At 60.8% G+C, this 26,701-nt stretch carries 25 protein-coding genes and 1 tRNA gene; 16 read left to right on the top strand and 10 right to left on the bottom strand.

Annotated elements, in window-relative coordinates:
* Together recN and rapZ are read left to right on the top strand one after the other, a co-directional pair.
* A complete protein-coding gene (gene recN / locus AC097N_RS05100; RefSeq protein ID WP_479579666.1) occupies positions 1 to 1,650 on the top strand; it encodes a DNA repair protein RecN in 1,650 nt (549 codons plus the stop codon).
* Positions 1,651 to 1,669: 19 nt separating this feature from the next.
* Complete coding sequence (gene rapZ / locus AC097N_RS05095) at positions 1,670 to 2,545, top strand: RNase adapter RapZ (protein WP_479580092.1); 876 nt, start codon at positions 1,670 to 1,672, stop codon at positions 2,543 to 2,545.
* Positions 2,546 to 2,555: 10 nt separating this feature from the next.
* Here the strand turns inward: rapZ and mutY are convergent, their stop codons facing one another.
* The 3 genes from mutY to mutM are packed head-to-tail and all read right to left on the bottom strand — an operon-like array spanning position 2,556 to position 6,434.
* The gene (gene mutY, locus AC097N_RS05090) at positions 2,556 to 3,590 is read right to left on the bottom strand and encodes an A/G-specific adenine glycosylase (RefSeq protein WP_479579665.1); all 1,035 of its coding nucleotides are present in this window, start codon (positions 3,588 to 3,590) and stop codon (positions 2,556 to 2,558) included.
* A 20-nt stretch (positions 3,591 to 3,610) separates the two neighbouring features.
* On the bottom strand, positions 3,611 to 5,569 hold the full coding sequence (locus tag AC097N_RS05085) for a dynamin family protein (protein ID WP_479579664.1): 1,959 nt from the start codon (positions 5,567 to 5,569) through the stop codon (positions 3,611 to 3,613).
* A 49-nt stretch (positions 5,570 to 5,618) separates the two neighbouring features.
* On the bottom strand, positions 5,619 to 6,434 hold the full coding sequence (gene mutM / locus AC097N_RS05080; RefSeq protein ID WP_479579663.1) for a bifunctional DNA-formamidopyrimidine glycosylase/DNA-(apurinic or apyrimidinic site) lyase: 816 nt from the start codon (positions 6,432 to 6,434) through the stop codon (positions 5,619 to 5,621).
* Positions 6,435 to 6,454: 20 nt separating this feature from the next.
* On the opposite strand from mutM, the gene AC097N_RS05075 reads away from it, so the two are divergent.
* The 7 genes from AC097N_RS05075 (at position 6,455) to pth (ending at position 12,220) form a co-directional block, all read left to right on the top strand.
* Positions 6,455 to 8,209, top strand: coding sequence for a tetratricopeptide repeat protein (locus AC097N_RS05075; protein ID WP_479579662.1), 1,755 nt, complete (start codon positions 6,455 to 6,457; stop codon positions 8,207 to 8,209).
* Positions 8,095 to 8,718, top strand: coding sequence for a lipoprotein insertase outer membrane protein LolB (locus AC097N_RS05070; protein ID WP_479579661.1), 624 nt, complete (start codon positions 8,095 to 8,097; stop codon positions 8,716 to 8,718). Before AC097N_RS05075 ends, AC097N_RS05070 begins: the two co-directional genes overlap by 115 nt.
* A 26-nt stretch (positions 8,719 to 8,744) precedes the next feature.
* The gene (gene ispE / locus AC097N_RS05065) at positions 8,745 to 9,608 is read left to right on the top strand and encodes a 4-(cytidine 5'-diphospho)-2-C-methyl-D-erythritol kinase (protein ID WP_479579660.1); all 864 of its coding nucleotides are present in this window, start codon (positions 8,745 to 8,747) and stop codon (positions 9,606 to 9,608) included.
* Positions 9,609 to 9,622: 14 nt separating this feature from the next.
* A tRNA-Gln gene (locus AC097N_RS05060) sits at positions 9,623 to 9,699 on the top strand.
* A gap of 68 nt (positions 9,700 to 9,767) precedes the next feature.
* Positions 9,768 to 10,745, top strand: coding sequence for a ribose-phosphate pyrophosphokinase (locus AC097N_RS05055; RefSeq protein ID WP_479579659.1), 978 nt, complete (start codon positions 9,768 to 9,770; stop codon positions 10,743 to 10,745).
* A gap of 99 nt (positions 10,746 to 10,844) precedes the next feature.
* Positions 10,845 to 11,522, top strand: a complete 678-nt coding sequence (locus tag AC097N_RS05050) for a 50S ribosomal protein L25/general stress protein Ctc (protein ID WP_479579658.1) — start codon at positions 10,845 to 10,847, stop codon at positions 11,520 to 11,522.
* Positions 11,523 to 11,605: 83 nt separating this feature from the next.
* The gene (pth, locus tag AC097N_RS05045; RefSeq protein ID WP_479579657.1) at positions 11,606 to 12,220 is read left to right on the top strand and encodes an aminoacyl-tRNA hydrolase; all 615 of its coding nucleotides are present in this window, start codon (positions 11,606 to 11,608) and stop codon (positions 12,218 to 12,220) included.
* Between the two features lie 153 nt (positions 12,221 to 12,373).
* Here pth and AC097N_RS05040 read toward each other — a convergent pair whose 3' ends face one another.
* Positions 12,374 to 12,643 (bottom strand): YfhL family 4Fe-4S dicluster ferredoxin, encoded by a 270-nt coding sequence (locus AC097N_RS05040; protein ID WP_479579656.1) that lies wholly within the window; start codon positions 12,641 to 12,643, stop codon positions 12,374 to 12,376.
* Positions 12,644 to 12,744: 101 nt separating this feature from the next.
* Here AC097N_RS05040 and AC097N_RS05035 point away from each other — a divergent pair, with 101 nt between their 5' ends.
* Positions 12,745 to 14,160, top strand: a complete 1,416-nt coding sequence (locus AC097N_RS05035) for an amidase (protein WP_479579655.1) — start codon at positions 12,745 to 12,747, stop codon at positions 14,158 to 14,160.
* A 24-nt stretch (positions 14,161 to 14,184) separates the two neighbouring features.
* Here the strand turns inward: AC097N_RS05035 and AC097N_RS05030 are convergent, their stop codons facing one another.
* The 6 genes from AC097N_RS05030 to AC097N_RS05005 all read right to left on the bottom strand — a co-directional run bounded on the left by AC097N_RS05030 (position 14,185) and on the right by AC097N_RS05005 (position 19,509).
* Positions 14,185 to 14,883, bottom strand: a complete 699-nt coding sequence (locus AC097N_RS05030; protein ID WP_479579654.1) for a histidine phosphatase family protein — start codon at positions 14,881 to 14,883, stop codon at positions 14,185 to 14,187.
* Positions 14,884 to 14,895: 12 nt separating this feature from the next.
* Positions 14,896 to 15,354, bottom strand: a complete 459-nt coding sequence (locus AC097N_RS05025) for a universal stress protein (RefSeq protein WP_479579653.1) — start codon at positions 15,352 to 15,354, stop codon at positions 14,896 to 14,898.
* A gap of 128 nt (positions 15,355 to 15,482) precedes the next feature.
* Positions 15,483 to 15,983, bottom strand: coding sequence for a pantetheine-phosphate adenylyltransferase (gene coaD / locus AC097N_RS05020; protein ID WP_479579652.1), 501 nt, complete (start codon positions 15,981 to 15,983; stop codon positions 15,483 to 15,485).
* A gap of 34 nt (positions 15,984 to 16,017) precedes the next feature.
* A complete protein-coding gene (gene rsmD, locus AC097N_RS05015; RefSeq protein WP_479579651.1) occupies positions 16,018 to 16,632 on the bottom strand; it encodes a 16S rRNA (guanine(966)-N(2))-methyltransferase RsmD in 615 nt (204 codons plus the stop codon).
* 39 nt (positions 16,633 to 16,671) lie between these two features.
* The gene (locus tag AC097N_RS05010; protein WP_479579650.1) at positions 16,672 to 18,051 is read right to left on the bottom strand and encodes a M16 family metallopeptidase; all 1,380 of its coding nucleotides are present in this window, start codon (positions 18,049 to 18,051) and stop codon (positions 16,672 to 16,674) included.
* A gap of 21 nt (positions 18,052 to 18,072) precedes the next feature.
* Positions 18,073 to 19,509 (bottom strand): M16 family metallopeptidase, encoded by a 1,437-nt coding sequence (locus tag AC097N_RS05005; RefSeq protein ID WP_479579649.1) that lies wholly within the window; start codon positions 19,507 to 19,509, stop codon positions 18,073 to 18,075.
* A gap of 41 nt (positions 19,510 to 19,550) precedes the next feature.
* Between AC097N_RS05005 and ftsY the strand changes: the two genes are divergently transcribed.
* The 6 genes from ftsY to AC097N_RS04975 all read left to right on the top strand — a co-directional run bounded on the left by ftsY (position 19,551) and on the right by AC097N_RS04975 (position 26,670).
* Positions 19,551 to 20,663, top strand: a complete 1,113-nt coding sequence (gene ftsY / locus AC097N_RS05000; RefSeq protein WP_479579648.1) for a signal recognition particle-docking protein FtsY — start codon at positions 19,551 to 19,553, stop codon at positions 20,661 to 20,663.
* On the top strand, positions 20,660 to 21,865 hold the full coding sequence (locus AC097N_RS04995; RefSeq protein WP_479579647.1) for an ABC transporter substrate-binding protein: 1,206 nt from the start codon (positions 20,660 to 20,662) through the stop codon (positions 21,863 to 21,865). Before ftsY ends, AC097N_RS04995 begins: the two co-directional genes overlap by 4 nt.
* Before the next feature lie 41 nt (positions 21,866 to 21,906).
* Entirely contained in the window at positions 21,907 to 22,938 is a 1,032-nt protein-coding gene (locus tag AC097N_RS04990; RefSeq protein ID WP_479579646.1) for a GGDEF domain-containing protein, read from the top strand.
* Positions 22,939 to 22,980: 42 nt separating this feature from the next.
* Positions 22,981 to 23,667 (top strand): alpha/beta hydrolase, encoded by a 687-nt coding sequence (locus AC097N_RS04985; RefSeq protein WP_479579645.1) that lies wholly within the window; start codon positions 22,981 to 22,983, stop codon positions 23,665 to 23,667.
* Positions 23,657 to 24,964, top strand: a complete 1,308-nt coding sequence (locus AC097N_RS04980; RefSeq protein ID WP_479579644.1) for an Hsp70 family protein — start codon at positions 23,657 to 23,659, stop codon at positions 24,962 to 24,964. The genes AC097N_RS04985 and AC097N_RS04980 overlap by 11 nt, the downstream gene beginning before the upstream one ends.
* 62 nt (positions 24,965 to 25,026) lie before the next feature.
* Positions 25,027 to 26,670 (top strand): ABC transporter permease, encoded by a 1,644-nt coding sequence (locus tag AC097N_RS04975; RefSeq protein WP_479579643.1) that lies wholly within the window; start codon positions 25,027 to 25,029, stop codon positions 26,668 to 26,670.
* Positions 26,671 to 26,701 lie beyond the last annotated feature (31 nt).

The raw sequence follows: 26,701 nt of genomic DNA, 5'->3' as shown, positions 1-26,701 counted from the left end.
GTGAGCTTGAAACGTATTGTCTTGCGTGATTTCGTGATCGTCAGTGAGCTAGACCTCGATCTGGCCAGCGGATTCACCGTCCTGACCGGGGAAACCGGTGCCGGCAAATCGATCCTGATCGACGCCTTGCAATTGGTGACAGGCGGACGAGCCGATGTGGGCGTGATCCGTGAAGGCGCCAATCGCACGGACGTCAGTGCCGAATTCGAATCGACCGCAGCGCTGAAGGCCTGGCTGGACACCACAGGATTTGATGCGGGCGACAGTCTGCTGCTGCGACGCACGGTAGACACCCTGGGTAAAAGCCGTGCCTGGATCAATGGCAGCCCCGCCACTGCCACGCAACTGCGTGACATTGGCGAGCAGCTACTGGACATTCATGGCCAACATGCCTGGCAAAGTTTGACTCGCCCGGATTCAGTCAGAGGTCTTTTGGACGCTTATGCCCGGGTGTCAACAACAGCCTTGTCAGCGCTTTGGCAGCGATGGCGGCAAGCCCAAAATGATTTGACGCAAGCCCATGCAGTGCAAGACTCTCTTCAACGAGAGCGGGAACGTCTCGCGTGGCAGATTGGTGAAGTTGAAAAGCTGGCGCCTCAGTCCGACGAGTGGAATGAACTGAACACGGAACATGGCCGTCTGTCCAATGCGCAAGCGTTGATGGACGCAGCTCAGGGGGCCCTTCAAACGCTGGACGATGACGAACCCAATGCACTGGGTACCCTGAACAATGCCTGCCACTTGCTACAACAACAGGAGCACCTGGAGCCGTATTTCAAAGCACTGACAGAGGTTTTGGCATCCAGCCTGGCGCAAGTGGAGGATACGGTGCATTCGCTGCGCGCCTACCTGCGCAAGACGGAGCTCGATCCCCAGCGTCTGGGTGAACTCGACGAACGCATGGCCTTGTGGCTGTCATTGGCCCGGCGTTACAAACGAGCCCCTGCCGAACTACCTGCTTTGTTGGCGTCCTGGAAACTGGACTTGGAAAAACTGGATGCGGCTGCTGATTTGACAGCGCTGGAAGCAGCACAGACAGCAGCGCTGGAAGCCTATATGGTTGAAGCCAAGCTGCTTTCAAAAGCCCGGACAAAAACAGCGCCTCAACTGGCAAAAGCAATCACGCAAGCCATGCAGGGCCTGGGCATGCAGGGAGGTCAATTTGAGGTGTCACTTCAAAAGTCTGCGCAGCCTATGCAAAGCGGTCTGGAGGATGTGAGCTTTCTGGTTGCGGGGCATGCAGGCAGTACGCCCCGTCCTGTCAACAAGGTGGCTTCGGGAGGAGAGTTATCGCGCATGGCGCTGGCCATTGCAGTCACCACCAGTCGTCTTGGCACCGCACAGACGTTGATTTTTGACGAAGTGGATTCCGGGGTTGGCGGTGCCGTGGCCGAAACCGTGGGCCGCCTCATGAAACAGCTGGGGGTCGACCGGCAGGTTCTGGCAGTCACTCACTTGCCCCAGGTTGCGGCCTGTGCCGACCACCATTTGGTGGTGGCCAAACAAATGCAAGGCAATACCACGGTGAGCTCTGTGGTCGGCGTGCAGGGTGAACAACGGGTGGCGGAAGTCGCCCGCATGCTGGGCGGCGAACGTCTCCTGGGCACGACATTGGCCCATGCCAAGGAAATGCTGCAGGCGCGAGAGTAGTGGGATGAATACACACAACATCGATTTACAGATTGTCCTGATTACCGGCATGTCGGGTTCCGGCAAGTCAGTGGCCTTGCACGCGCTTGAAGATGCCGGTTTCTATTGCGTTGACAACCTGCCGCCCGAGCTGCTTCTGCCCTTTGTGGAGGTTGAAAAAGACCACCAGGCCACGCGCGTCGCCATTGCCATGGACGTTCGCAGTGCCAAGTCATTGCCTTTGGTACCAGAACAGCTTGAAACCCTTCGAAAACAGGGCGTCAGCGTCACCTCCCTGTTTCTGGATGCCACGACTGGAACACTCGTGCGCCGCTATTCAGAAACCAGGCGCAAGCACCCGCTGTCCCAATTGACCATCGACCACCCAGCGCGGGACCAGCGCCACGCCTTGGTGGACGCGATTGAATTGGAGCGGGAGCTTCTCGCAGACCTTCGTGAGCAAGCCCACGTCATCGACACCAGCATCATCCGGCCCTCGCAATTGCAAGGCTACGTCAAATCTTTAATCTCGGCCTCCAATGAACAACTGACCCTGGTATTCGAATCATTTGCCTTCAAGCGTGGTGTTCCCGGTGATGCCGATTACATGTTCGACGTTCGCATGTTGCCCAATCCGCACTATGAGCCGGAACTACGGCAATTGACCGGGCAAGACGAACCTGTGGCAGCCTTTCTGCGAGAACAGCCCGATGTTGCGCTCATGCTCGAGCACATCCAGAAATTCCTGAATCACTGGCTGGGCGCGCTGGCCAGGGACCACCGAAGTTACGTGACCGTTGCCATAGGCTGCACTGGCGGACAACACCGCTCGGTCTACCTCGTTGAACAGCTGGTAAAACTGTTTGAGAATCAATGGGTCACCCTCAAAAGGCACCGGGAGCTTGATGCCCTCTGACGCCGGTGGCCTACCCCTGAACCAGCAGCTTACGCACGGGAGCAGGCAGACCCAAATCAGGCCAATTCCCGGCAGCAACCCAAGCGCCCGCCAGAGTCGAAAGGGCTGAGCTGGGCAACCTGACCTGCACCGGATGCAGGTGTAAGTCTTTGTGGGTCAACACATGCATGAACGTGGGGGCATCCAGCATCCCAGGCCGGTACTGCTCAGGAATGACCACTTCCAGAGCATCCCGGCTGTCAAACAAGGGAAAGCAGTAAAGGCCAGCCCAAACCCCAGGGGTTGGCCGCTTGCTCAGCCACACCACATCGTCAACCTCATGTGCCGCCCACAGCAGCCAAATGGACTGCGAACTGCGCTTGAGTTTTCTTGTCTTTACCGGATAACGCTCGGGCTTACCTTGCGCCTGCGCCACACAGGAGGACACCACCGGGCAATCCGTGCACCTGGGTTTTTTGGTGGTGCAGACCGTCGCCCCCAGATCCATCACGCCCTGGGTATACCGAGGCATGGCATGGTACAAATCACGCTCAGGCAGCAGGCGCGTTGCCTCATCCCAAAGTTGTCGCTCATTCGCAGCCAACGCCAGATCTGCATCAAAACCCAGCATGCGGGTCAGCACGCGTTTGACATTGCCATCCAAAATAGCGGCACGTTCGCCAAAACACAGTGAGGCAATCGCGGCAGCCGTGGATCGCCCAATGCCAGGCAAGGTCTGCAATAACGGCGCAGTCTGAGGAAAAGCGCCACCAAACTCCGTCATCACCTCTTGAGCACAGGCATGCAGGTTTCGGGCCCGGCTGTAGTACCCCAGACCGCTCCACAAACCGAGCACATCATCAAGCGTAGCACCAGCCAGTGAAGCGACGTTGGGAAAACGTGCCAGAAATCGGGGGTAATACGCCAGAACCGTGGCCACCTGGGTTTGCTGCAGCATGATCTCGGACAGCCAGACGCGGTAGGGATCCCTCGTGTTTTGCCACGGCAAATCGTTTCTTCCGTGCGCTTTCTGCCAACTGACGACCTGGGTGGAAAAATCAGTCATGTCAAGATCATGCTCAGCACTCAAACCCGCTCCGACTCACGAAAAGCATGGATACGGTCGACATCCGATCGTGAATCACTGGCAAAGTAACCCGTCAGTTCATCCAGCTTGGCTTCGAGTTGGCGCAGGGCCAGTCCTTCCGTTTGCAGTTCATCCATTCGCTCATCAAGTCCGCCGGTGGCCAGCTGGATGCGGTCAATCGCTTCCAGGCGGCGATCAAAGTTCTTCCGTCGTTCACGTAGCTGTGCATCGAGTTGAGCACCGGCAGCCTTGCTCCACAACTCAATGTCACCCAACGCAGTTTCGTGAATGACGCGAAGACGCGTGGACAGCGCACGGATCAACCGATCCGTGAATTCAGGCTGCGCCAACCTGAACGCATTGCCAAGACTCAAATATTGCAGATGATTGCGCTCCACCATATCCAGATCATTGCGGTACCTGGCCAAGGGAGGCTCTGCGGGCGCCTGCAATGAGAATCCGTATTCGGCATTCAATTGGCGAAAGGTGGCCGTCAACATGCTCTGTATCTCAGCGCTGATGGATTCCACTGCATGGAAACCATCGCGCAGACGATCAAAAGTTGCGCCATAGGCGCGGCGTACGCCCAGTTTGAGACCTTTTTGCTGCAGCATCTCCGTCAACTTCGCCATTTCTTTTTTGAGCACGGACGGCCCAAGCAAATTGAACACCTCGCGCAGCAACTTCATATTCACCGAGCGCACGGCATGAATTTTTGCGCCTCCCAGGTCAAAATCGACCTGCTCCTGCGAGATGCGGGAACGCATGTTCTTGATGACTTGCGCGTTCTTGCCCTGCAGACCCTTGAGTTCCATGGTCTGCTCCGTCAGATCGCGTTGACGGATGTTGATCACTCGCCCGGTCTCAGCCCGCAAATCCGAAATTCCGACGAGAACGGCACCGCTCAAAATCTTCTGTCGTTGCCCCATGATGCTGCGACTCAGGGCCTCCTCCAGAGCCGCCAGACAACTGCGCTCAAGCAACTCCATGTCGCCCGTGACCTTGCCCACCAGGCCTTTTTGCGCCGACACGGGAATGACCTGGCGCTTGGGCACCCCCAAAATTTCAGCCGTTGACGCTCGCTGGCGTTCGATCTGGTGCTGAATCTGGGCCGGGGTACTCAGCGCATCCCACAGGGTATCGATCTTGTTCAAAATCACCAGGCGGGTGTTGACATCGTCGGATTCACCCATCAGATGCTCTCGCCAGAGAGACAGGTCCGACTTGGAAACACCGGTATCCGCACCCAGGATAAAGACCACCGCATGCGCTTGCGGAATCAGGCTGACAGTCAGCTCAGGCTCAGCGCCGATGGCGTTGATACCAGGGGTATCCAGAATGACAAGCCCTTGTTTGAGCAAGGGATGCGCGATATTGATCAACGCATGGCGCCACTTTGGGATTTCCACCAACCCGTGTGCATCGACGATCGGCTTGTCTTCCTCCTGCCAGAAACCCAGCGCTCGTGCCTCATCCTGAGTTACGCGACGTATTTCAGCCACTTTTTCAAGTGCAGCCGAGAGTTGCTGCGGATCATCGACATCGAGGTCAATGCGCGTCCACTTCTCGGGGACCATGCGCCACTCCATCAACGCCTGGGGCTGCAGCCGTGTTTCGATCGGCAGCAAGCGCAAACAAGGGGGCACATCGGCATCAAAGCCCATCTCGGTCGGGCACATCGTGGTGCGCCCTGCACTGGCGGGCATGATCCGCCGACCATAACCGGCAAAGAAAATGGCGTTGATCAACTCAGACTTGCCGCGCGAGAATTCCCCCACAAAAGCAACCATCACTTTGTCGGATCGCACCTGGACCTCCAGGCGCCGCAGACGCTCTTGCACAGCGGCATCCAGCAGATCGTGATCTTTCATCCACTCTGCCAGCAGCTTGAGCCGAAGCGCAAACTCACGCCGCCACGTGCCGTGTTGATCAAACTTGTCGTTAAATGAAGTACCCAATTTTCCTCCGAGGCGTCTTTTAATATAGCACCGAGCTACCTCGGAAGATTCAAGCTTTTTGGCAAACGGGGCAGTAAAAAGTCGAGCGCTGTCCCTGCCGCAGGGATTTGATAAGGGTCGCACACACCCGGCAGGGATGGGCGTCCCGTCCGTACACCATGGCTTCAAGCTGAAAGTAACCAGTTTCGCCGTTGGCACTGGAGAAGTCCCGCAGCGTACTCCCCCCTTTGGCTACGGCCCGGGCCAGAACATCCCGAATGGCAGCGTGAAGTTTGGCCGCTCTTGGTCCGCTCAACTTTGCGGCGCTGACGGTGGGCCGAATACCCGCCATGAACAGCGCCTCGGAAGCGTAAATATTACCTACACCGACCACCACATCACCGGCCAGCAACACCTGCTTGATTGCAGCTTTTCGGCGCTGCAGGCCGGCATGAAACAGTGAGACATCGAAATCATCCGACAAAGGCTCCATACCCAGTTTGCCCAGCAGCTTGTGCGCGATGGGGGCATTCTCATCAGCGGCATAAACCACCGCACCAAACCGCCGGGGATCATTCAATCGCAAGGTCCCCTGGCTGGTCACCATTTCAAAATGATCATGCACCCCGGCTTGAGGCAACTGTCTGGAAAAGCTCAAACTGCCGGACATGCCCAGATGCACCAGCAACATTCCCCGATCAAGATCAATCAACAAATACTTGCCACGCCGACGCACAGAGCGAACGGTACGCCCTTCGAGTTGGACCGGAGAACAACCCAAAGGCCACCGCAGGGGTTTGCCCATTGTCACGGCGAGTACGCGGGAACCTGCAATATCACCGGCAAAACTAAGCCGCGTCACTTCGACTTCGGGTAATTCAGGCATGGAAAAATTTTGAGGAGGACATGGATTATTATGGTCCGATGTTGCGTTTTAACCGTTTCCCCCTTCTTCTTGCCCTTGTGACGTCATTGGCCGCCAATGCCCAATCACCCAGTGACAAAGTGGCTGCGCCTGTTGCTTCAGCCATGGACGGTGAACTGTTTTATGAGTTGTTGATCGGAGAGCTCAATTTGCGCGGAGGCGAGCCAGGCACCGGGTTTTCGTTGATTCTGGATGCTGCACGCAAAACCAATGACCCCAAGCTGTACCAGCGTGCTGTCGACATTGCACTCCAGGCTCGCTCGGGCGAATCCGCGCTACAGGGTGCCCGCGCCTGGAAACAGGCCATCCCTGCATCCAAAGAGGCCAACCGTTATGTCCTGCAAATTCTGATCGGCTTGAATCGCATTCCGGAGGTGTTGGAGCCGCTCAAACGCGAAATCGCCCTGACTGACGCCAAGGACCGTAGCGCCGTTGTGTCTAATATCCCCCGCTATTTTGTACGCGCGACCGATAAAAAAGCAGCTGCATCCACGGTGGAGCATGCCCTGACGGACTACCTGACTGCGCCAGGCGTGGGCATTGCGGCCTGGACCACGATCGGACAAATGCGACTCGATGCGGGTGACACGAGTGGCGCCGTGGATGCAGCCCGCAAAGCGCAGACGATGGATCCGAAATCAGCAGGTCCGGCCCTGCTCGCTTTAACCCTGATGGGTTCGAAAGCCCCCCAAGCCGAAGCGATTGTAAAAAAATACCTGGAAGGCAAGCCCTTGCCCGAGGTGCAAATGGAGTACGCCCGCACCTTGCTCGAAGCGCAGCGCTTCACAGAGGCATCAGCTCAAGTGCAAGCCATCACCACCGACAAACCGGATTACGCACAAGCCTGGCTGATACGTGGTGCCCTGGAACTGCAGGACGGCAAACCCTCGGTGGCCGAGCGCTCGTTCAAACGCTACGTTGAACTGGCCACGGCCAAACGCAACGGCTCGCCCCGTGTGGAGTTGAATCGCGGTCTGACGCAAGCCTACCTGTCACTGGCTCAAATTGCGGAGCAGAAAAAAGATTTTGCTGAAGCTGACGCGTGGCTAAAGCGCATTGACAATCCAGACGACGTGCTGAACGCCCAACTGCGTCGCGCCGCCATTTTGGCCAGGCAAGGCAAACTCGAAGAGGCGCGCATACTGGTGCGTGGCCTGCCCCAAAAAACCCCTGCTGAAGCCCGGCTGAAAGTAACCGCCGAGGTGCAATTGCTCCGGGACAGCAAACAATACAAGGCAGCCTACGACCTGCTTGCAGATGCCATAGCACGCAGCCCGGATGACTTTGACCTTGTTTACGATTTGGCCATGGTGGCCGAGAAACTGGGCAACCTCGATGAAATGGAGCGCCTGCTTCGCAATGTCATCGCAGGCAAACCGGATTATCAGCATGCCTACAACGCTTTGGGCTACTCGTTTGCGGAACGCAACACACGCCTGCCCGAAGCCCGGCAATTGATTGTGAAAGCACTGGAGTTCGCACCTGGCGACCCGTTTATCAGTGACAGCCTGGGCTGGGTTGAGTTTCGCAGTGGCAACCTGGTCGAAGCCTTGCGCATTCTCCAGACTGCCTATAAAGCCAAACCAGACGCCGAAATTGCGGCGCATCTGGGCGAAGTTTTATGGTCCATGGGACGAAAGGAACAGGCTGCGGCGATCTGGAAAGAAGGCACACAGCTCAATGCGGACAACGAAACGTTGCTGGAAACGCTCAAGCGCCTGCGTGTGAAGTTGTGATGCGGCGGTTGACATTTTTATGTACCGCCTTGGCAAGTGCTACTTTTTTAATAGCTGGTTGTGCCCTACCAGCAAGGGCACCGGGCACATTTGATTCGAATTCAACGGTGTGGCGTGGCCGCATGTCGGTCCGGGTTGATTCCGATCAGGTGCCCCCCCAGCCTCAATATTTCTCGGCAGCTTTCGAATTGTCCGGCTCTGTTCAAGCTGGCGAACTAGCCCTGTACACCCCCCTGGGCAGTACCGCAGCCTCTCTTGCGTGGTCGCCGCAAACGGCCACCCTGCGCACCAACGATGAAGTACGTCATTTCGAGTCGCTGGACGTCCTGATCAGACAAGCCCTTGGCACCAACATTCCTGTATCTGCGTTGTTTTCCTGGCTGGTCGGTGACGACGTTGCAGTCGCGGGATGGCGCGCCGATCTTTCCCAACACGCCTCAGGACGCATCATCGCGCGCCGGACCCAGCCCGCTCCACTTGCAGAGCTGCGCCTGGTCCTCGACAAGTAATTACGTTTGCGCCCCTCCCTATCACCATGAAGTCGCTTTACGATATTTCCGCGCCAGCCAAGCTCAACCTGTTTTTACACATCACAGGCAGGCGTGACGACGGCTATCACCTGCTCCAGTCCGTCTTCATGTTGATCGACTGGTGCGACACCCTTCACTTCGATCTGCGGACTGACGGCCAGGTCAGCCGCGAAGACCTCACCACATCACTGCCTGCAGATGACTTGATTACCCGGGCAGCGCGCTCGTTGAAGTCAGCCACAGACAGCCCGCACGGCGTTCATATAGGTGTTCACAAAAATATTCCTGCGCAAGCGGGCATGGGCGGCGGTTCGTCCGACGCTGCGTCCACACTGCTGGCGCTCAATCGACTTTGGAAAACCCACCTTTCTCTTGAGCAGCTCAAAGAAATTGGCTTGAAACTCGGTGCAGATGTGCCTTTTTTCCTGGGCGGTCACAATGCCTGGGTCGAAGGCATTGGGGAGAAAATGACACCCGTTGATCTTCCGCGAGGACAGTTTTTGGTGGTGAAACCTTCTGAAGGTCTGGACACCAAGTTGATTTTTTCAGACGCAGGTTTAAAAAGGGACACGGAAACTGCTATAATTGCAGGCTTCGCTGCAGATGCTTTTGACTTTGGTCAGAATGACTTGCAGAGTGTGGCAGAAAGACTTTGCCCCAGTGTGACGCAGGCCATTCAGTGGCTGGGCACTCAGGGGCTTAAGGGTCGAATGACAGGCTCTGGAAGCGCAGTATTTGCTCAAGTGTTGCAGCAGTTTGATCTGCAAGATGTGCCAGACACATTTCAGGTCAGGTTTTGCAACAGTTTGGATTTTCATCCCCTCGTGGGTTGGGCATCCAGCGACAGGTTATCGGTTGACAGTTTGTAGCTGTCAACCCGTGTAGGGGAGTCGCCAAGTTGGTTAAGGCACTGGATTTTGATTCCAGCATGCGAAGGTTCGAGTCCTTCTTCCCCTGCCAAATATTTAGTTGTACGCTTCACAAGCTGAGCGTACAGGCGCAAACGATACTCAATCGCTGGGATACTCATGCAGGCTGCTCAAACCCCTGATTTCATGGTTTTTACGGGCAATGCCAATCCTGCGATGGCCGCAGACATTGCTCGCCATTTGAATATTTCCCTCGGTGCAGCAACTGTCGGTCGCTTCTCTGATGGCGAAGTGACAGTCGAAATCAATCAAAACGTTCGTGCCCGTGATGTGTTTGTGGTTCAGTCCACCTGCGCTCCCACCAACGAAAACCTGATGGAGCTGCTCATCATGGTGGACGCACTCAAACGTGCTTCCGCCGAGCGCATCAGTGCCGTCATTCCCTACTTTGGTTATGCGCGTCAAGACCGTCGTCCGCGTTCCAGCCGGGTACCGATCACCGCCAAGGTGGTGGCCAACATGCTGCAAGCCGTTGGTGTCGCCCGAGTCTTGACCATGGATCTGCATGCAGACCAGATTCAGGGCTTCTTTGACATCCCGGTTGACAATATTTACGCATCACCTGTTTTGCTGGGTGATTTGCGCCAAAAGAACTACGAAGACCTGATTGTGGTGTCGCCTGACGTGGGCGGTGTGGTGCGTGCCCGCGCATTGGCCAAACAGCTTGGCTGTGACCTGGCCATCATCGACAAACGCCGACCCAAAGCCAACGTGAGCGAAGTGATGCACGTGATCGGCGAAATAGAAGGCCGCAATTGCGTGATCATGGACGACATGATCGACACCGCCGGCACGCTGGTCAAAGCGGCTGAAGTCTTGAAAGAGCGCGGTGCAAAAAAGGTTTACGCCTACTGCACGCACCCCATTTTCTCGGGTCCTGCCATTGAGCGAATCACCAACGGCGATGCACTGGATGAGGTCGTGGTGACCAACACCATTCCCTTGAGCCAAGCGGCATCAGCCTGCAAAAAAATTCGGCAACTGACTGTGGCACCACTGATCGCCGAGACGATTCAGCGCATTGCCAAGGGTGAGTCCGTCATGAGTTTGTTCTCGGATCAAGAAAACCTTTTCTGATCTGGGCAAAAGTGGACTCCCGCACCGATATTGTGGTGCGAGGAGTCTTTTTTTAATCGGAGTCACACTGGTCGCGGTGGACTCTCACAGGAGTTGAATATGAAATTTGTCGCTTTTGAGCGCTCCAAGCTGGGTACGGGTGCGAGCCGCCGTCTCCGCATCACCGGTCGCACGCCCGGTATCGTTTATGGTGGCGCAGTTGAGCCATTGCAAATCGAAATTGACCACAATGCTCTGTGGCATGCCCTGAAGAAGGAAGCCTTCCACGCCACCGTTCTGGACATGGAACTTGACGGCAAAGACAGCAAAGTACTGCTGCGTGACGTTCAAATGCACCCTTTCAAGCAATTGATCCTGCACATTGACTTCCAGCGCGTAGATGCCACCACCAAATTGCACTTGAAAGTGCCATTGCACTACAGCGGTGATGAGAATTCGCCTGCCATCAAGACCGACGGTTGTATCGCCAACCACGTCGTGACTGAACTTGATGTGCTGTGCTTGCCTGGCGACCTGCCAGAATTCATCGCCGTTGATTTGAGCGGCCTGAAAAAGAACGCCTCACTGCACTTGGCTGACATCACACTGCCAAAAGGCGTGACCGCTGTCTCCCGCGGTGGCAACAAGAACCCGGTCCTCGTGTCCGTGGTGGCTGTTGCTGGTGCTGAAGTTCCTGCTGCTGACGCTGCTGCTCCTGCAGCCGCTGGCAAAGGTGGCAAGGGCGCTCCTGCTGCCAAAGCCCCTGCTGCGAAAGCTCCTGCCGCCAAGAAGAAGTAATCTCTCTCAGATTGCTCTCTCACAGCGCAAAAATGGCCCACTTCGGTGGGCCATTTTTTTGCACTTACCCCGATAATTTGCGCATGATCAAACTCTTTGTGGGGCTGGGCAATCCCGGACCAGAATACGAATCGACACGTCATAACGCCGGATTCTGGTGGATTGACGAACTCGCCCGCGAGCTGAAAATATCGCTTGTCATGGACAAAAGTTACCACGGCCTCGTGGCGCGGACCACCGTCAACGGGCAGACCGTCTGGCTCCTCGAACCCCAGACCTTCATGAACCTCTGCGGCAAGTCAGTTGCTTCGCTGGCGCGCTTTTTCAAGATTCAGCCGGAGGAAATTCTGGTCATCCATGACGAACTTGACATCGTGCCCGGCGAAGCCAAACTCAAGCTCGGTGGCAGCCATGCTGGCCACAACGGCTTGCGCGATATTCACGCCCAACTCGGAACCGACAATTACTGGCGTTTGCGTCTGGGCGTTGGCCACCCGGGTGTCAAATCAGAAGTCATCCATTGGGTGCTCAAAAAACCCTCACTCGACCACCGGATTGCCATCGATCAAAGCATTGATCGCTCGCTCAAGGCGCTGCCGCACTTTCTGGCGGGCGAGATGGACAAGGCCACCATGCTGGTGCACACCAGCAAGCCCCCGCGTCCCAAACTTCCCAAGCCCGAAAATACAGCGCAGTAAGTACCACTGTCCGTGTTGTTGAACCACATCGCCAAGATGCTTCAAACCGATCAATCGCTATATTTTTTATAGCTGCTTACGCACTATCTACCTGGGCTACAGCTCAAAACACCTGTAAATTCGGCAATACCTGCAACCAGCGAGACGGGACGCTCAGGGAGCGACCGGATTGTTGGCCTCGGCCTGCAGACGCCGGTATTTTTGCCACAAAGTTTCCTGGTCTTCAATGAACTTCGGGTTGACGGGAATACAGGACACGGGGCAAACTTGAACACATTGCGGCTCATCGAAGTGGCCGACGCATTCGGTGCATTTGTGGGGGTCGATCTCGTAGATCTCGGAGCCAAGATAAATGGCCTCGTTGGGGCACTCGGGCTCACACACATCGCAGTTGATGCAGTCGTCGGTGATGATCAAAGCCATGGCTTACCATCCGCAACAGTGACAAAAGTATTCGGGCTAAACAACATGGTACGAATTATCGGCGTTTCGGTATAGCCCGGGGCAAACACCCTATTTACAGCATGACTACTCATTGCGCCTCCCTGCATAGCCTCGACACCCGGACGCTGATCACCGCTTATCGCCGGCGGGATCTCTCGCCGGTCGAGGTCATGCAATCGGTTCTGGACCACATCGCCCAGTGGGAGCCCCACATCCATGCCAGCTACCTGCTGCGCGCCGAGCTGGCCCTGGACGGCGCCCGGGCGTCCGAGGCACGCTGGCGACGCGGGGAACCCTGTGGCCTGCTTGACGGTATTCCCGTCACCATCAAGGAAAACATCGCCACCCTGGGCGACCCGATGCCGTTGGGGACCCTCGCTACAGACCTGAGCCCCGCCATGGCAGATGCGCCACCGGCTGCCCGCCTGCGGGCAGCCGGCGCCGTCATGGTTTGCAAAACCACCATGCCGGACTACGGCATGCTGTCCAGCGGCTTGTCCAGCTTTCACCCCCTCTCGCGCAACCCCTGGGATGTGCGCAAAACCCCCGGAGGCTCCAGCGCGGGCGGCGGGGCCGCGGCCGCTGCGGGCTACGGCCCGTTGCACATCGGTACGGACATCGGTGGTTCATTGCGCCTGCCGGCGGGCTGGTGCGGCATTTTCAGCCTCAAACCCAGCCTGGGCCGTGTGCCGATTGACCCGCCCTACACCGGCCGTGCGGCAGGCCCCATGACGCGCACCGTGAGCGATGCGGCGCTCATGATGCAGGTGCTGGCACAAGCGGATCCCCGCGACAGCATGAGCTTGCCCGCGCACACCATTGACTGGAACGAATTTGACCAAGGCGCGGGCGTGTTGCGTGGCCTCCGGATAGGCTTGATGATGGATGCCGGTTGTGGCCTGCCGGTCGAACCCGAAGTTCGTGCCGCGGTCGAGCGTGCGGCCTGGTTGCTTGAACGCGCAGGCGCCCTCGTGGAACCCATGGCGGCGTTCATGACCCCGGCCATGCTGGAAGGCATGGACCACGCCTGGCGCATGCGCTCGCACATCGACTTGTCAGCCCTGTCAGCGGAGAAAAAAGCCACCGTGCTGCCCTACATTCAGCAATGGGCAGACAGTGCAGCCAGCATGACCGGTCCGCAAACCTTTCAGGCATTCAGCCAGTTTCATGCCACCCGCGTGGCGTGCGTGAGGGCCTGCCAGGCATTTGACTTTGTCATCTCGCCCACCTCGCCCATGCCGGCGTTTGATGCCGAACTCCCATCCCCCACGAACGATCCGCTGCGGCCACTGGAACACATCGGCTTCACGGTGCCATTCAATATGTCAGAACAACCGGCGGCGTCCATCAACTGTGGCTACACGTCCAGCGGCTTGCCGATTGGCCTGCAGATTGCGGGACAGCGTTTTGATGATTTAGGCGTGTTGCGGGTGGCCAGGGCCTTTGAGTTGCTGCGGGACCCACAACGACCTTGGCCAACACCCCCTGTTGGCTGAAAAACAGAGGCCGCAAAAACAGAACTAGCGCCCCTCGGGCTTCTCCAGCGCGAGCGCCTCCCGCTGGGCGAGCCTGATTTGATCGTAGGTGGGCTGCGCAGGCATCCCCCCCAAATGCTGGGTATCAGCCCACGTGATGATGCGCGGGGTGTCGCCGTCCATGCGAACCCGGTTCAGCCCGGCGTTGGGGATGACGCTCTGGCGTGGACCGGACAGCGGCAACTGATGGGCCGTGCGATAAATCATGTCCAGCACACCACCGTGCGTCACCACCAACAGCGTCTGCTGCGGATGGGCCTGCGCCAAACGTCGCAGGGACGCCATCACGCGGGCATGAAACTGCCGGGTGCTCTCGCCACCATCAAACGCAAAATCAGGGTGAAACTTGATCCACTGGGCCCAAGCCTCGGGGTGCTGCACTTGGATATCAGGTGCCCGCATGCCATCGACCGCACCAAAGTTTTGCTCCCGCAAGGCGGGCTTCAACACCAGATCGCCCGCAAACGAATGCAGGCGTTGCTGGCTGATGGGCAAAGCCGTTTGCTGCGTGCGCGTCAGGTCGCTGCTGAGCAGCAGATGCGCCCCCTCGCCCGCCAGCCTCAGACCCAGACGCCTCGCCTGCTCATGCCCCACAGCATTGAGAGGTGTGTCCACCTGCCCCTGAAAACGCAGTTCTCGGTTTGCGTCAGTTTCACCATGGCGGATGAGGATGAACTCGGTCATGACCTGTGCGGGTCACTCCCCGATGTCGTCGTCCATCGGTTCTTCAGCCGCCTTGACAATCATCACCGGCACGCCTGACGCATGCAGTACCTCGTTGGACACCGAACCCAGGAGCGCACTGCGCAAGCTGCTCATGCCGCTGGCCCCCATGACCACCAGATCGCATTCAAAGCGCTCCAGAATATCAATCAAGGTGTGCGCAGGGTCGCCGGATGCCACTTCGCATTCATAAGGAATCGCCGCCTCTTTCAGCAAGACCTCGGCCGCTTCCAGCGTGTGGGCACCGGCGGCGGCACTCACTTGCTCGATCACCTGCGGGTCATGCGCCACCACCAGCTCATACAGGGTGGCAGGCTCCTGGACATTGGCCAGCACCACGCTCGTGTCAAGACCGGCTTGCGCCATGCGAATGGCGAAGCGGACCGCCTCCAGAGAAACCGCAGAACCATCCACGGGCAGTAGTATTTTCATTTTGTGCTCCAACTTGAATGTGACATCGAACACATCAAGCGTAGGGCACCTGCACCGCGTACCGCTTGAGGTAAGTCAATATACGCCTGTCTTGGCGGGCGCGGCCTGATGTGAGGGCTCTGCCCGGCTCACGGCTTAGCCACGGTTCGCACTTTGGCCATCAGGCGCTCGTTCACCACGGGGGAAACAAACTTGTCCACTTCGCCCCCCAGCGTGGCAATTTCCCGCACAAAGGTGCTGGAGACGAACTGGTATTTGTCACTGGGCGTCAAAAACACCGTTTCCACGTGGGGCATCAGGCTGCGATTCATGCCTGCCAACTGGAACTCGTAGTCAAAGTCGGTCACGGCGCGCAGGCCGCGCACCATGGCCTTGGCGCCTTGCGCCACGACAAAGTCCCGCAGCAGACCCGAAAAACTGGCGACTTCCACCTGCGGGTAATCCTTGACGGCTTCGCGGGCCATGTCCATGCGCTCGTCCAGCGAAAACAGGGCTTTTTTGTGGTGACCCGCGGCCACCGCCACGATGACGTGGCCAAACAGTTGCGTCGCCCGGCGCACGATGTCTTCATGACCCAGCGTCATCGGGTCGAAAGTGCCGGGGTAAACGGCGATCACGTTGTTGGCCATGGTGTGTCTGCAGGTCGGTTGAGGGAGAAGCGGGCTAGCCCGCGCGCTTGAGCAAATGGGCGTGCACGGCGCCCGCCTTCAGGTGGCGGTGAACGGTCAGGCCGGCACTCTCCAATTGGGCATCCGTCCACAGCGTGGGCGCTTCCAGGTAGACAAACCCATCCAGCGTGACCGCACGACCGGCTGCCAGCACAGCGCCTTCAAACAACGCCGAGTCAAACGGCGGGTCAACCAACACGAGGTCCATGCTGGCCGCGTCCATGTGCTTGATGGCAGCGATGCCGTCGCCGCGCACAATTTGGGTGGCACTGGCCTGGAGCTGGGTCTGCACGCGCTTGAGTTGCGCGACCAGGGCCGGGTCCTGCTCGACCAGCGTCACCTCTTTGGCACCGCGCGAGGCGGCTTCAAAGCCCAGGGCCCCGGTGCCGGCAAAGGCATCGATGCAGCGCCAGCCGGTCAGGTCCTGGCCCAGCCAGTTGAACAGGGTTTCGCGCACCCGGTCCGGAGTGGGGCGCAGTCCGGGGCGGTCGGCCACGGCGAGTTTGGTGCGTTTCCACTGGCCGCCGATGATGCGAACCTCATGGGCTAGCGGGGGGCTGTGACGGGGGACGCGGGGTTTGCGGGGGGCTTCAGATTTTTTTGATTTCATTGTCAAAGCTTAACGGAGAAAAAGGACTGGCGGGAGCGCTCACTTGGCGGCGTCGGTGGCACCCAGGATAACGGTCACCAGCCGGTCCGGGTGTACCACGCGGGCAAAGGCCCGCTGGATGTCTTTGACCGTGACCTTCTCCACGCGCTGCGTCCAGGTGTCCAGGTAAGTGAGTGGCAGTTTGTTCCACGCGATGTTGGCGACGTTGTCGAGCAGCTTGCGGTTGCTGTCCACCCGCAGCGCAAAGCCGCCAATCAAGTTGTCTTTGGCCGCCTGCAACTCGGCCTCGGTGGGGCCGTTGGCGACAAAATCGGCTAGCACGTCGCCTGACACCTTCACCGCCTGGTCAGCCTGGTCGGGCCGGGTTTGCAGACCCACGGTGAACGCGCCCGCGTGCAGACCCGGCGAAAAATAGCTGTACACGCTGTAGCTCAAGCCACGTTTTTCACGCACTTCGGTGGTCAGGCGCGAGACAAAGCCGCCCCCGCCCAAAATATAGTTGCCCACGGTGAAGGCGAAGAAGTCCGGGTCATCGCGCTTGTAGCCAGGCTGCCCGATCAGCACCTGCGCCTGCGCCGAGTCAAACGCGATGCGCTGCTCGACGGGCTTGTCCAGCGGCACGACGTCGGCCACGACGGGCAAGGCGGGGCAGGCGGCGGGCGTTGAACCCGCTGGCGACAGGCGCGCAAACAGCTGGGTCACCAGGTCATCGGCCTGGGCCCGGTTGACGGCGCCTACCAGGGTCACCTTGGCGCGGCACGGCTGAATGAGCGCGCCATACACCGCCTTCATGTCGTCCACACCGATGCGGGCCAGGGTGTCTTGCGTCATTTCAAAGCCGTAGGGGTGGGCGCCGTACACCGCCTGGCTGAACGCGCGCCCGGCCAGGGTGGCGGGGCGGGTATTGGCCTCTTTGAGGGCAGCATTCAGGGTTTCGCGTTCCCGCAGCCAGATGGCCTGCGGGAAGGCGGGCTCGCCGAGTTGGCGGGCCGCCAGGTGCACGGCTTTGCCCAGCAGGTCCGGGTAGGTCAGCGAGCGCAATGAAAAACTCAGGCGGTCCGCGCTGGCGCTGGCGCCAAACGAGGCACCGAGGTCGGCCCAGGCCTCACCCAAGACGTTTTCATCCAATGCGGGCTCGGTGCCGCCTGCACTCTGGCGGGCCAACACGCCCTTGCCCGCCATGCCAGCGGTCACGCTGGCCAGCCCGGCTTGACCAGGAGGGTCACGGCGACTGCCGGCGTCAAAGTCAATCTGCAGGTCCAGCATGGGAATGACCGGGCTGGAGGCCAAAAATACCTGCACGCCCGAGGTCTGCGTCCACTGCTCGATGGGAATGCCCGCCACCGCATAATTTATAGAAAAAAGGCCTGTAGCCCCCGTCAATAGTGCGCAAGCAGCTATATTTTTAATAGTATTCATGGCGTCTTTTCGTAGGCGTATTCAATGCCGGGCGCCCGGTGGGGGCGTGCGTGGTTTGCGGGTTTTGTCCAGCGGCTGGGGCTGCAGCGCCGCCACGGTGAGCTGATCGTCGCCAAAGTATTGGGCCGCCACCGCCTTGACCTGCTCGGCCGTCACGGCCCGCAGCCGGGCAATCAGGCGCTCGTCCGCGTCCAGCGGCAAGCCCTGCACCCAGTCACTGCCCAACTCACGGGCCTGGTTGAACACCGAGTCGAGCTTGTAGACCTCACCGGCCACCCACTGCGTCTTCACGCGGTTGAGTTCGGCCTCGGTCACGCCCTCGCGGGCGACGCGGGCCACCTGCTCGCGCAGGGCGGCCTCGACTTGCTGCACGGTCTTGCCTTGCGCCGGAATGCCCTCCAGCATGAACAACTGGGGGCCGCGCCCCATCAGGCCATTGTGGGCCCCGGCACTGTCGGCCACCCGGTTGTCGCCCTGCGTCAGCGCGCGGTCCAGGCGAGCGCCGCTGTAGCCGTCCAGCACGGCGGAGAGCACGGTCAGCGCCACGGCATCGTTGTCGGCCGGGGTTGGCGGGGTGGCATCCAGCGACTGCAAGGCAGGCACCTTGAACGCCATGGAGAGATAAGCCTGCTCGGCAGGCGCCTTGAAATCCAGGCGCCGGATGCCGGCCTGCACCGGCTCCTCGCGCGGCTTGCGCACCGGCACCGGCCGCGCGGGCAAGGCACCGTAATAGCGCTCGGCCAGGCGGCGCACCTGCGCCACATCGACGTCACCCGCCACCACCACGGCCGCATTGGCGGGTACATACCAGCGCCGGTAAAAGTCCCGCGCATCATTGGGCGTCAAGGCCTGCAGGTCGCTCATCCAGCCCACCACCGGGCGCCGGTAGGGGGAGGCGACAAAAACAGCCGCCGCCTGCGCTTCATTCATCAGGGCCCGGGGGTTGTCTTCGGTGCGCATGCGGCGCTCTTCCTTGACCACCTCCAGCTCTTTGGCAAATTCTTCATCCGCCCACTGGTTGTGCATGAAGCGGTCGGCTTCGAGCTTCATCACGTCTTCCAGGCGATTCGAGGGAATCTGCTGGTAATAGCCCGTGTAGTCCTTGCTGGTGAAGGCGTTCTCGCGCCCGCCCAGCGCGGCCACCCGGCGCGAGAACTCGCCTGGTTTCACCGTGGCTGTGCCCTTGAACATCATGTGTTCCAGCACATGGGCCACGCCCGAGGTGCCATCCACCTCGTCCATCGACCCCACCCGCACCCACAGCATGTGAACCGCTGTGGGCGCGCGCCGGTCGGGTTTGACGATGACCGTCAGGCCGTTGGCGAGGGTGAACTGTTCGATCTGGGGGACTGTCTGGGCGTGGACGTTCAGGGTGAACAGCGAGCCCAGCAAGAGGGGGGGAAGTGTGAAAAGGCGGGTGAGGAAACGGGTGATGGGACGGGCGTGGGGAGGTGTCATGGGTCGTTTCATAGAATGGTGTGATTCTAAGAACCCACCCAATGTTCAGTTTTTTCAAAAAAAAACCCCCAGCCCCCCTCCCGACGACGTCTCCAGAGGCCACGCCAGCGGCTTTGACGCCTGCCGAACTGCCCTCTGCAACGCCAGTTGCCACGCCCTTCACGCCGCCTGCTGAGGCCATCAGGCCGCCGCCGACTGCGGCACCGACTCCGGCTTCCATCGCCGTGACCGTCCCTGTGGTGACCGCGGCGCCCGAGCGCAAGACCTGGCTCAACAAGCTCACCGCGGGCCTGCGCAAGACCGGTGCCAGCATTGCCACCGTCTTCACCGGCACCCAGATTGACGACGCGCTGTATGAAGACCTGGAGTCCGCCCTGCTGATGGCCGACACCGGCGTCAAGGCCACGCAGCACCTGCTGGACGACCTCAAGCGCCGCGTCAAGGAAGCCAAAGCCACCGACCCGGCCGCCGTCAAGGCGCTGTTGGTCGAGTCCATCACCAGCCTGCTGCTGCCCCTGGAAAAGTCGCTGGTCATCGGGCAGCACAAACCCACCGTCATCATGGTGGCGGGCGTCAATGGCGCGGGCAAAACCACCTCCATTGGCAAGCTCACACGCCATCTGTCCGCCCAGGGCGCCAGCGTCTTGCTGGCCGCGGCCGACACCTTCCGGGCAGCGGCCCGCGAGCAACTCAGTGTGTGGGCCGAGCGCACCACGGTCGACATCATCAGCCAGGAAGGCGGCGACCCCGCTGCCGTGAGCTTCGATGCCGTCGCCGCTGGCAAGGCGCGCGGACGTGACGTGGTGCTGGTGGATACCGCCGGGCGCCTGCCAACGCAGCTGCACCTGATGGAAGAGCTGAAAAAAATCAGGCGTGTGGTGCAAAAGGCCGACGCCACGGCACCGCATGAAGTGCTGCTGGTGATTGACGGCAACACCGGGCAAAACGCGCTCACCCAGGTCAAAGCCTTTGACGATGCCTTGCAGCTCACCGGCCTGATCATCACCAAGCTCGACGGCACGGCCAAAGGCGGCGTGCTGGCGGCCATCGCGCGCGAGCGGCCCGTCCCCGTGTACTTCATTGGCGTGGGCGAAAAACTCGAAGACCTTGAAACCTTCAACGCGCGTGAATTTGCGCAGGCACTGTTGTCATGACCCTCTCACTTTCCCGCCGCCAGGCCATCGCCCTCATGGGCACAGCGCTGAGCACCCCCTTGTGGGCCCAGGGCCGCACCGACTGGTCTGCCACGCTGGCCCGTGCCCGTGGCCAAACCGTGTATTTCAATGCCTGGGCGGGCAGCGAGAACATCAACGCCTATTTGCAGTGGGCCGGGGCCGAGGTGCAAAAACGCCATGGCGTGAAACTCGAACACGTGAAAATCACCGACACCGGCGACGTTGTGAAACGCGTGCGCAATGAAAAAGCGGCTGGCAAATTGGCCGATGGCTCGGTGGACCTGGTCTGGATCAACGGCGAGAACTTTTTGGCGATGAAGCGCGAGGCCCTTTTGTTTGGCCCGTTTGCCGAGAGTTTGCCCAACTTTGCGTATGTGGACGTGCAGGGCAAGCCCACCACCCGCCTCGACTTCTCCGAACCAGTGGAAGGCCTGGAAGCACCCTGGGGCATGGCCCAACTCACTTTTTTTGCCGACACCCAGCGGGTGCCCAAGCCACCACGCAGCATGGCCGAATTGCTGGCGTTTGCCAAAGCCAACCCCGGCCGCGTGAGTTACCCGCGCCTGCCGGACTTTCATGGCGCCACCTTTGTCAAACAGGCGCTGCTGGAAGTCAACGCCGACCGCAGCGCCATTTACAAACCCGCAACACCCGAGGCGCTGACCAAAGCCACCGTCCCCTTGTGGGCCTACCTGGATGCGCTGCACCCGCACCTCTGGCGCGCCGGACGGCAGTTTCCGCAAACGGCTGCCGCCGTGCGCCAGATGATGGCGGACGGCGAGCTGCTGCTGGCCTTCACCTTCAACCCCAATGAAGCTGCGAACGAAATAGCCGCCAGCCGCCTGCCCACCAGCGTAGATAGCTATCAATTCAATAGCGGAACAATTGGCAACACGCACTTCGTGGCAATTCCGTTCAACGCCCGGGCCAAGGAAGGCGCCCAGGTGGTGGCGAACTTTCTGCTCAGCCCCGAGGCGCAGGCGCGCAAGGCCGACATCCATCAATGGGGTGACCCCACCGTGCTGGCCCTGGACAAACTGCCGCCCGCAGAACGCGCCCGCTTTGCCGTCAAGCCCCTGCCCGGCCAGGTAGGAAAAGCCATGCCCACTCTGCCCGAGCCGCACGGCAGCTGGGTGGAACCGCTGGAACGCGAGTGGCTAAAACGTTACGGCCAGTCGTGATTTAGAAGGGCACAAGCTCCGGCAACACGATAAACTGCGCCATGCCGGAAATCCTCCACCAACTTGCCGACCTGACCGCCCTGCGCGACCGCGATGCGCTTGACATCGCCTTGGTGAGGGCTGTCAGCGACTTGCTGACGCCACGAACGGTGGCGATTTTCCGGGTAGTGGGTGAGGCAGACAATGGCCACTGGCTGACGTCGGCCAAACTCGAAACCGGTCAATTGACCCCCACCAGTGACTCCGCCTGGTCCAAGCTGACCTTGTTGCCGCTGCTGGCTGAATTCCCGCTGCGCCAGCAAGCCACGGTTTCAAGGCAGGTCACGCAAACCGACAGTGGCCCCCACGTGACGGTGTTTCCGCTGACCGGCCATGCGGGCGCCGCGGCGGTCCTCGAAATAGCGACCGATGAGCCCATGCCCAAAGACCAGGTTCATCTGGTGAGCGGCGTGCTTCGGCTGTACCAGAATTTTCAGGGTTTGCTGGACTACGGCGAGCGCGATGCGCTGACCGACCTGCTCAACCGCAAAACCTTTGACGGCGCTTTTCTGAAAGCCACCCTTGAACAGGACATGGCGGTGAGCACCGATCCGGATGACCGCCGCTCTTTGACGGGTGCAGGCAGCTACTGGCTGGGCATGATCGATATCGACCACTTCAAACGCGTTAACGACAATTTCGGCCACCTGATCGGCGATGAAGTGCTGTTGCTGCTGGCGCGGCTGATGCGCGCGAGTTTTCGCTTTCATGACCAGCTTTACCGTTTTGGCGGCGAAGAATTTGTGGTGCTCATGCGCTGCAACGGCGAGTCCGAGGCGGTGCGCGCGCTGGAGCGGCTGCGGGCCACCACTGAAAACCATGTTTTCCCCCAAGTGGGCCACATCACCATCAGCATCGGGTTTTCCGAGATCAGGACCGGCGACTCTCCCAGCAGCGCGTTCGAACGCGCCGACAAGGCGGTCTACTACGCCAAGGCCCATGGCCGCAACCAGGTGAGCAGCTACGCCGCCCTGATTGCGAGCGGCGACCTGGTCGACCAGGCGGCCAACGTGGGCGACATGGAACTGTTCTAGGCGCCAGCGCGCGACCCGCCACTGTGGGTACACTTGCGCGCCATGAATACCCTGCTCCCCCACATTCAAATCGAAAGCGCCCCCAACCCGACTGCCGCCGTTATCTGGCTGCATGGCCTGGGCGCTGACGGCAACGACTTTGCCGGCCTGGTGCCCGAACTCGACCTTGCGGCCTGCCCGCCCATTCGCTTCATTTTCCCGCACGCCCCCACGATGCCCGTCACCCTCAACGGGGGCTATGTCATGCCCGCGTGGTACGACATTGTGGGCTCCGATCTGGTCAGCCGCCAGGACGCGATGGGCATCCAGAAGTCGGCCCACGCCATTGCGCTGCTGATCGAGCGCGAAGTGGCCCGCGGCATCCCCAGCGAGCACATTGTGCTGGCCGGTTTCTCGCAAGGCTGCGCCATGGCGCTGCACACCGGCCTGCGCTTTCCGCAGCGGCTGGCCGGCATCATGGCCTTGTCAGGCTACCTGCCATTGGCCGAGACGCTGGCGGCCGAGCGCGCGAGCGCCAACGCCCACACCCCCATCTTCATGGCTCACGGCAACATGGACACCGTGGTCCTACCTGCCCGTGGCGAAGCCTCGCGCGACCTGCTCAGCCAACTGGGCTACCCGGTGCAATGGCACAGCTACCCCATGCCCCACAGCGTGCACCCGCGCGAAGTGGCCGACATCTCGGTCTTTCTGGCCCGCGTATTGGGCCAGGGCAACGATGCAGTTTGAAACACGAACCGGGCAACCCCAAGAACCCGTGCTGGGCATTGACTTCGGCACCTCCAACTCGGCTGCGGCCCTCATAGGCCGCGACGGCCAGCTGTGCGTGATCCCGCTGGACGGCACCAGTGCCGCCATGCCCACCGCCCTGTTCTTTTCCCACGAAACCCACACCACGCTGTACGGCTCGCAGGCCATGCAGGCCTACCTCAGTGGCGTGGAGGGGCGGCTGATGCGCTCCATCAAGAGCCTGCTGGGCAGCAAGCTGATGGACGAGCAAACGATGGTCAACGGCCAAATCGTGAGCTTTTTTGAGATCGTGGTGATGTTCTTCAAGGAACTCAAGGCGCGTTGCGAAGCCCATGTGGGCTACGAGATTCACAGCGTCATGCTGGGCCGCCCCGTGCATTTTGTAGACGACGACCTGGAGCGCGACGACCTGGCCCAGACCACGCTGGGGCGCGCTGCGCAGGCGGCGGGCTTCACCCACATCGACTTCCAGCTGGAGCCGATTGCGGCGGCGTTTGACTTTGAGCAGCGCGTCACCACCGACACCACCGCCCTGGTGGTGGACATTGGCGGCGGCACGTCCGACTTCACCGTCATCCGCCTGCTGCCCGACCAGGCGCCCACGTCGGACCGCTCGGGCGACATTCTGGCCACCACCGGCGTTCATCTGGGCGGTACCGATTTCGACCGCCTGCTCAACCTGAGCCACGTGATGCCCTTGCTGGGCTACAAGCACATCGGGCCCAGCGGGCGCCAGGTGCCCAACAGCGTGTTTTTCGACCTCTGCACCTGGCACCTGATCCACCACGCCTATTCGCGCAAGAACATGCACTTTGCGCGCGAGTTGTGGACGTCTTATGCCGACCAGGCGTTGCATGCTCGCCTGATCCGGGTGCTGGAGGGCCAGGAAGGGCACCGCATCCTGGCCAGCGTGGAGACGGCCAAGATTGCCTGCTCCATCGCCCACGACAGCGCCACGGTGGACATGGGCTTCCTGTTCACCGCCAAAGACGCGCCCGAACAGCGCACCACCCTGGCCCCGGTCATCACGCCGTCCAGCATGGGCGAGGCGTTGACCCCGTCGCTGGACCAGGTGGTGCAGTGTGCTCTGGCTTGCGTGAAGGCGTCCGGTCTGGCTGCCGTGGACGTGGTCTACCTCACGGGCGGTTCGTCGGCACTGCAGCCTTTGATGGACGCGCTGCAAGTGGCGCTGCCCCAGGCGACGCTGGTCAAGGGCAATCTGTTTGGCGGCGTGGCCGCCGGGCTGGCCTACGCCGGTGCGGCGAGTCGCTATTAAATTGATAGCTACTTGCGCACATGACACGGCGGCTACAGGCACTTTTCTTATAAATTGACCGCGTGAAGCCAGGTCCACACCCGCCCCACCACACGCCAGCAGCCCTGGCGTTGCTGGTGGCAGTGGGCGTGCCGCTGGTGTGGAGCTTGTGGGCCGCCGTGGCCGCCGGATGGCATGCCGCCGCCTGGCACGACCTGCTGGACCAGCCCCAAACGGCGCGCGCCCTGGGCATGAGCCTGTGGACCGGGCTGCTGTCGACCCTGCTGGCGGTGGCCGGTGCCGCGGTTATTTTGTCCCGCAGCTTTGGACAAGCCCGGTGGGCACGGCAGGTGCGCCTGCTGGCCCCCTTGCTCGCCCTGCCCCATGCTGCGTTTGCCATTGGGCTGGCCTTTTTGATCGCCCCCAGCGGCTGGCTGCTGCGCGCCTTGTCGCCCTGGGCCACCGGGCTGGACGCGCCGCCGCCCTGGCCCACCACGCAAGACCCCTGGGGGTTGGGCCTGATCGCCGTGCTGGTGTTCAAGGAAATTCCTTTTCTGCTGTGGGCCGCGGCCACCCAGATGCAACGCGCCGACGTCGCCCACACCTGGCGCCGTGAACTGGAGGTCGCCCGCAGCATGGGCTACAGCCCGCGCGTGGCCTGGTGGCGCGTGCTGTGGCCCCAGCTCTGGCCGCGACTGCGCTGGCCCATGCTGGCGGTGCTGGCCTACAGCCTGACCGTGGTGGACATGGCGCTGGTGATCGGCCCGACCTCCCCGCCCACACTGGCCGTGCTCGCTTGGCAGTGGTTGCTGGATGGCGATGTGGCGGTCAACGCCCGTGGCGCCGCTGCGGCCTGGGCGCTGGCGGCGCTGCTGGCGACCGTCGCGGGGGTGTTGTGGCCCTTGCCCCGGCTGTTGCTGTGGCGCACCCGCTGGACCACCGGCACACGAGGCCGCACCGGTCACCATGGCACGGGCCCGGGCGCGTTTGACGCCTTGCTGGGCGTCTACCTGGCGGTGATACTAGCGCTGGCGCTGGGCAGCGTGTCGGGCATCTGGCCCTTTCCTGCCTGGCTGCCACAGGCCTTCACCGGCCAGGCCTGGGCGTCGGTGGGGGGCAGCCTGGGCACGGTGGGCACAACCCTGACCCTGGCCCTGGGCAGCGCCCTGGCCGCGCTGCTGTGGTCGGTGGCCTGGCTAGAGTGGGCACCGCCGCGCTGGGTGGCGCGCCTGCGGCCGGTCATGTACCTGCCGCTGGTCTTGCCGCCGGTGTTGTGGGTGGTGGGCATTCACGGCATGACCTTGCACTGGGGCCTGGACACCACCTGGGCCGGCGTGTGGCTGGCACACACGCTGGCCGTCCTGCCCTATGTGCTGATTGCACTGAGCCCGGCGTACGTGGGGTTTGACCCGCGCTACCGCCAGATCACGGCCTCGCTGGGGCTGGGGCGCGGCGTATTTTTGTGGCGGGTGAAGTGGCCGCTGTTGCGAACCGCCCTGTACGGCGCCCTGGCCGTGGGCTTTGCGGTGAGCGTGCCACAGTACCTGCCCACCCTGTTTGTCGGCGCGGGCCGCTTCGCCACCGTCACCACGGAGGCCGTGACGCTGGCCTCCGGCGCACAACGCTCGCTGGTGGCGGCCTACGCCGCGCTGCAATGGCTGCTGCCGGTGCTGGTGTTTGCCCTGGCAGCGTGGCTGGGCCAGGCTCGCCGTTATGGCGCTCGCTAGGCAATTGCGGGACAATGCACCCTTTCCCCAA

The organism is Rhodoferax sp. LS1R11 (genome assembly GCF_056521395.1).
This window is presented reverse-complemented; position numbering and strand designations above follow the sequence as displayed.

Coding starts and splice junctions, on each gene's coding strand:
- AC097N_RS05030 (WP_479579654.1), bottom strand. CDS start 14,883: ATGACCGAGTTCATCCTCATCCGCCATGGTGAAACTGACGCAAACCGA.
- AC097N_RS04985 (WP_479579645.1), top strand. CDS start 22,981: ATGAATACCCTGCTCCCCCACATTCAAATCGAAAGCGCCCCCAACCCG.
- coaD (WP_479579652.1), bottom strand. CDS start 15,983: ATGGCCAACAACGTGATCGCCGTTTACCCCGGCACTTTCGACCCGATG.
- AC097N_RS04995 (WP_479579647.1), top strand. CDS start 20,660: ATGACCCTCTCACTTTCCCGCCGCCAGGCCATCGCCCTCATGGGCACA.
- AC097N_RS05025 (WP_479579653.1), bottom strand. CDS start 15,354: ATGAAAATACTACTGCCCGTGGATGGTTCTGCGGTTTCTCTGGAGGCG.
- ftsY (WP_479579648.1), top strand. CDS start 19,551: ATGTTCAGTTTTTTCAAAAAAAAACCCCCAGCCCCCCTCCCGACGACG.
- AC097N_RS05070 (WP_479579661.1), top strand. CDS start 8,095: ATGGTCCATGGGACGAAAGGAACAGGCTGCGGCGATCTGGAAAGAAGG.
- mutM (WP_479579663.1), bottom strand. CDS start 6,434: ATGCCTGAATTACCCGAAGTCGAAGTGACGCGGCTTAGTTTTGCCGGT.
- mutY (WP_479579665.1), bottom strand. CDS start 3,590: ATGACTGATTTTTCCACCCAGGTCGTCAGTTGGCAGAAAGCGCACGGA.
- AC097N_RS05050 (WP_479579658.1), top strand. CDS start 10,845: ATGAAATTTGTCGCTTTTGAGCGCTCCAAGCTGGGTACGGGTGCGAGC.
- AC097N_RS04990 (WP_479579646.1), top strand. CDS start 21,907: ATGCCGGAAATCCTCCACCAACTTGCCGACCTGACCGCCCTGCGCGAC.
- AC097N_RS05075 (WP_479579662.1), top strand. CDS start 6,455: ATGGATTATTATGGTCCGATGTTGCGTTTTAACCGTTTCCCCCTTCTT.
- AC097N_RS04980 (WP_479579644.1), top strand. CDS start 23,657: ATGCAGTTTGAAACACGAACCGGGCAACCCCAAGAACCCGTGCTGGGC.
- AC097N_RS05035 (WP_479579655.1), top strand. CDS start 12,745: ATGACTACTCATTGCGCCTCCCTGCATAGCCTCGACACCCGGACGCTG.
- ispE (WP_479579660.1), top strand. CDS start 8,745: ATGAAGTCGCTTTACGATATTTCCGCGCCAGCCAAGCTCAACCTGTTT.
- pth (WP_479579657.1), top strand. CDS start 11,606: ATGATCAAACTCTTTGTGGGGCTGGGCAATCCCGGACCAGAATACGAA.
- rsmD (WP_479579651.1), bottom strand. CDS start 16,632: ATGAAATCAAAAAAATCTGAAGCCCCCCGCAAACCCCGCGTCCCCCGT.
- AC097N_RS05010 (WP_479579650.1), bottom strand. CDS start 18,051: ATGAATACTATTAAAAATATAGCTGCTTGCGCACTATTGACGGGGGCT.
- AC097N_RS05040 (WP_479579656.1), bottom strand. CDS start 12,643: ATGGCTTTGATCATCACCGACGACTGCATCAACTGCGATGTGTGTGAG.
- AC097N_RS05005 (WP_479579649.1), bottom strand. CDS start 19,509: ATGACACCTCCCCACGCCCGTCCCATCACCCGTTTCCTCACCCGCCTT.
- AC097N_RS05055 (WP_479579659.1), top strand. CDS start 9,768: ATGCAGGCTGCTCAAACCCCTGATTTCATGGTTTTTACGGGCAATGCC.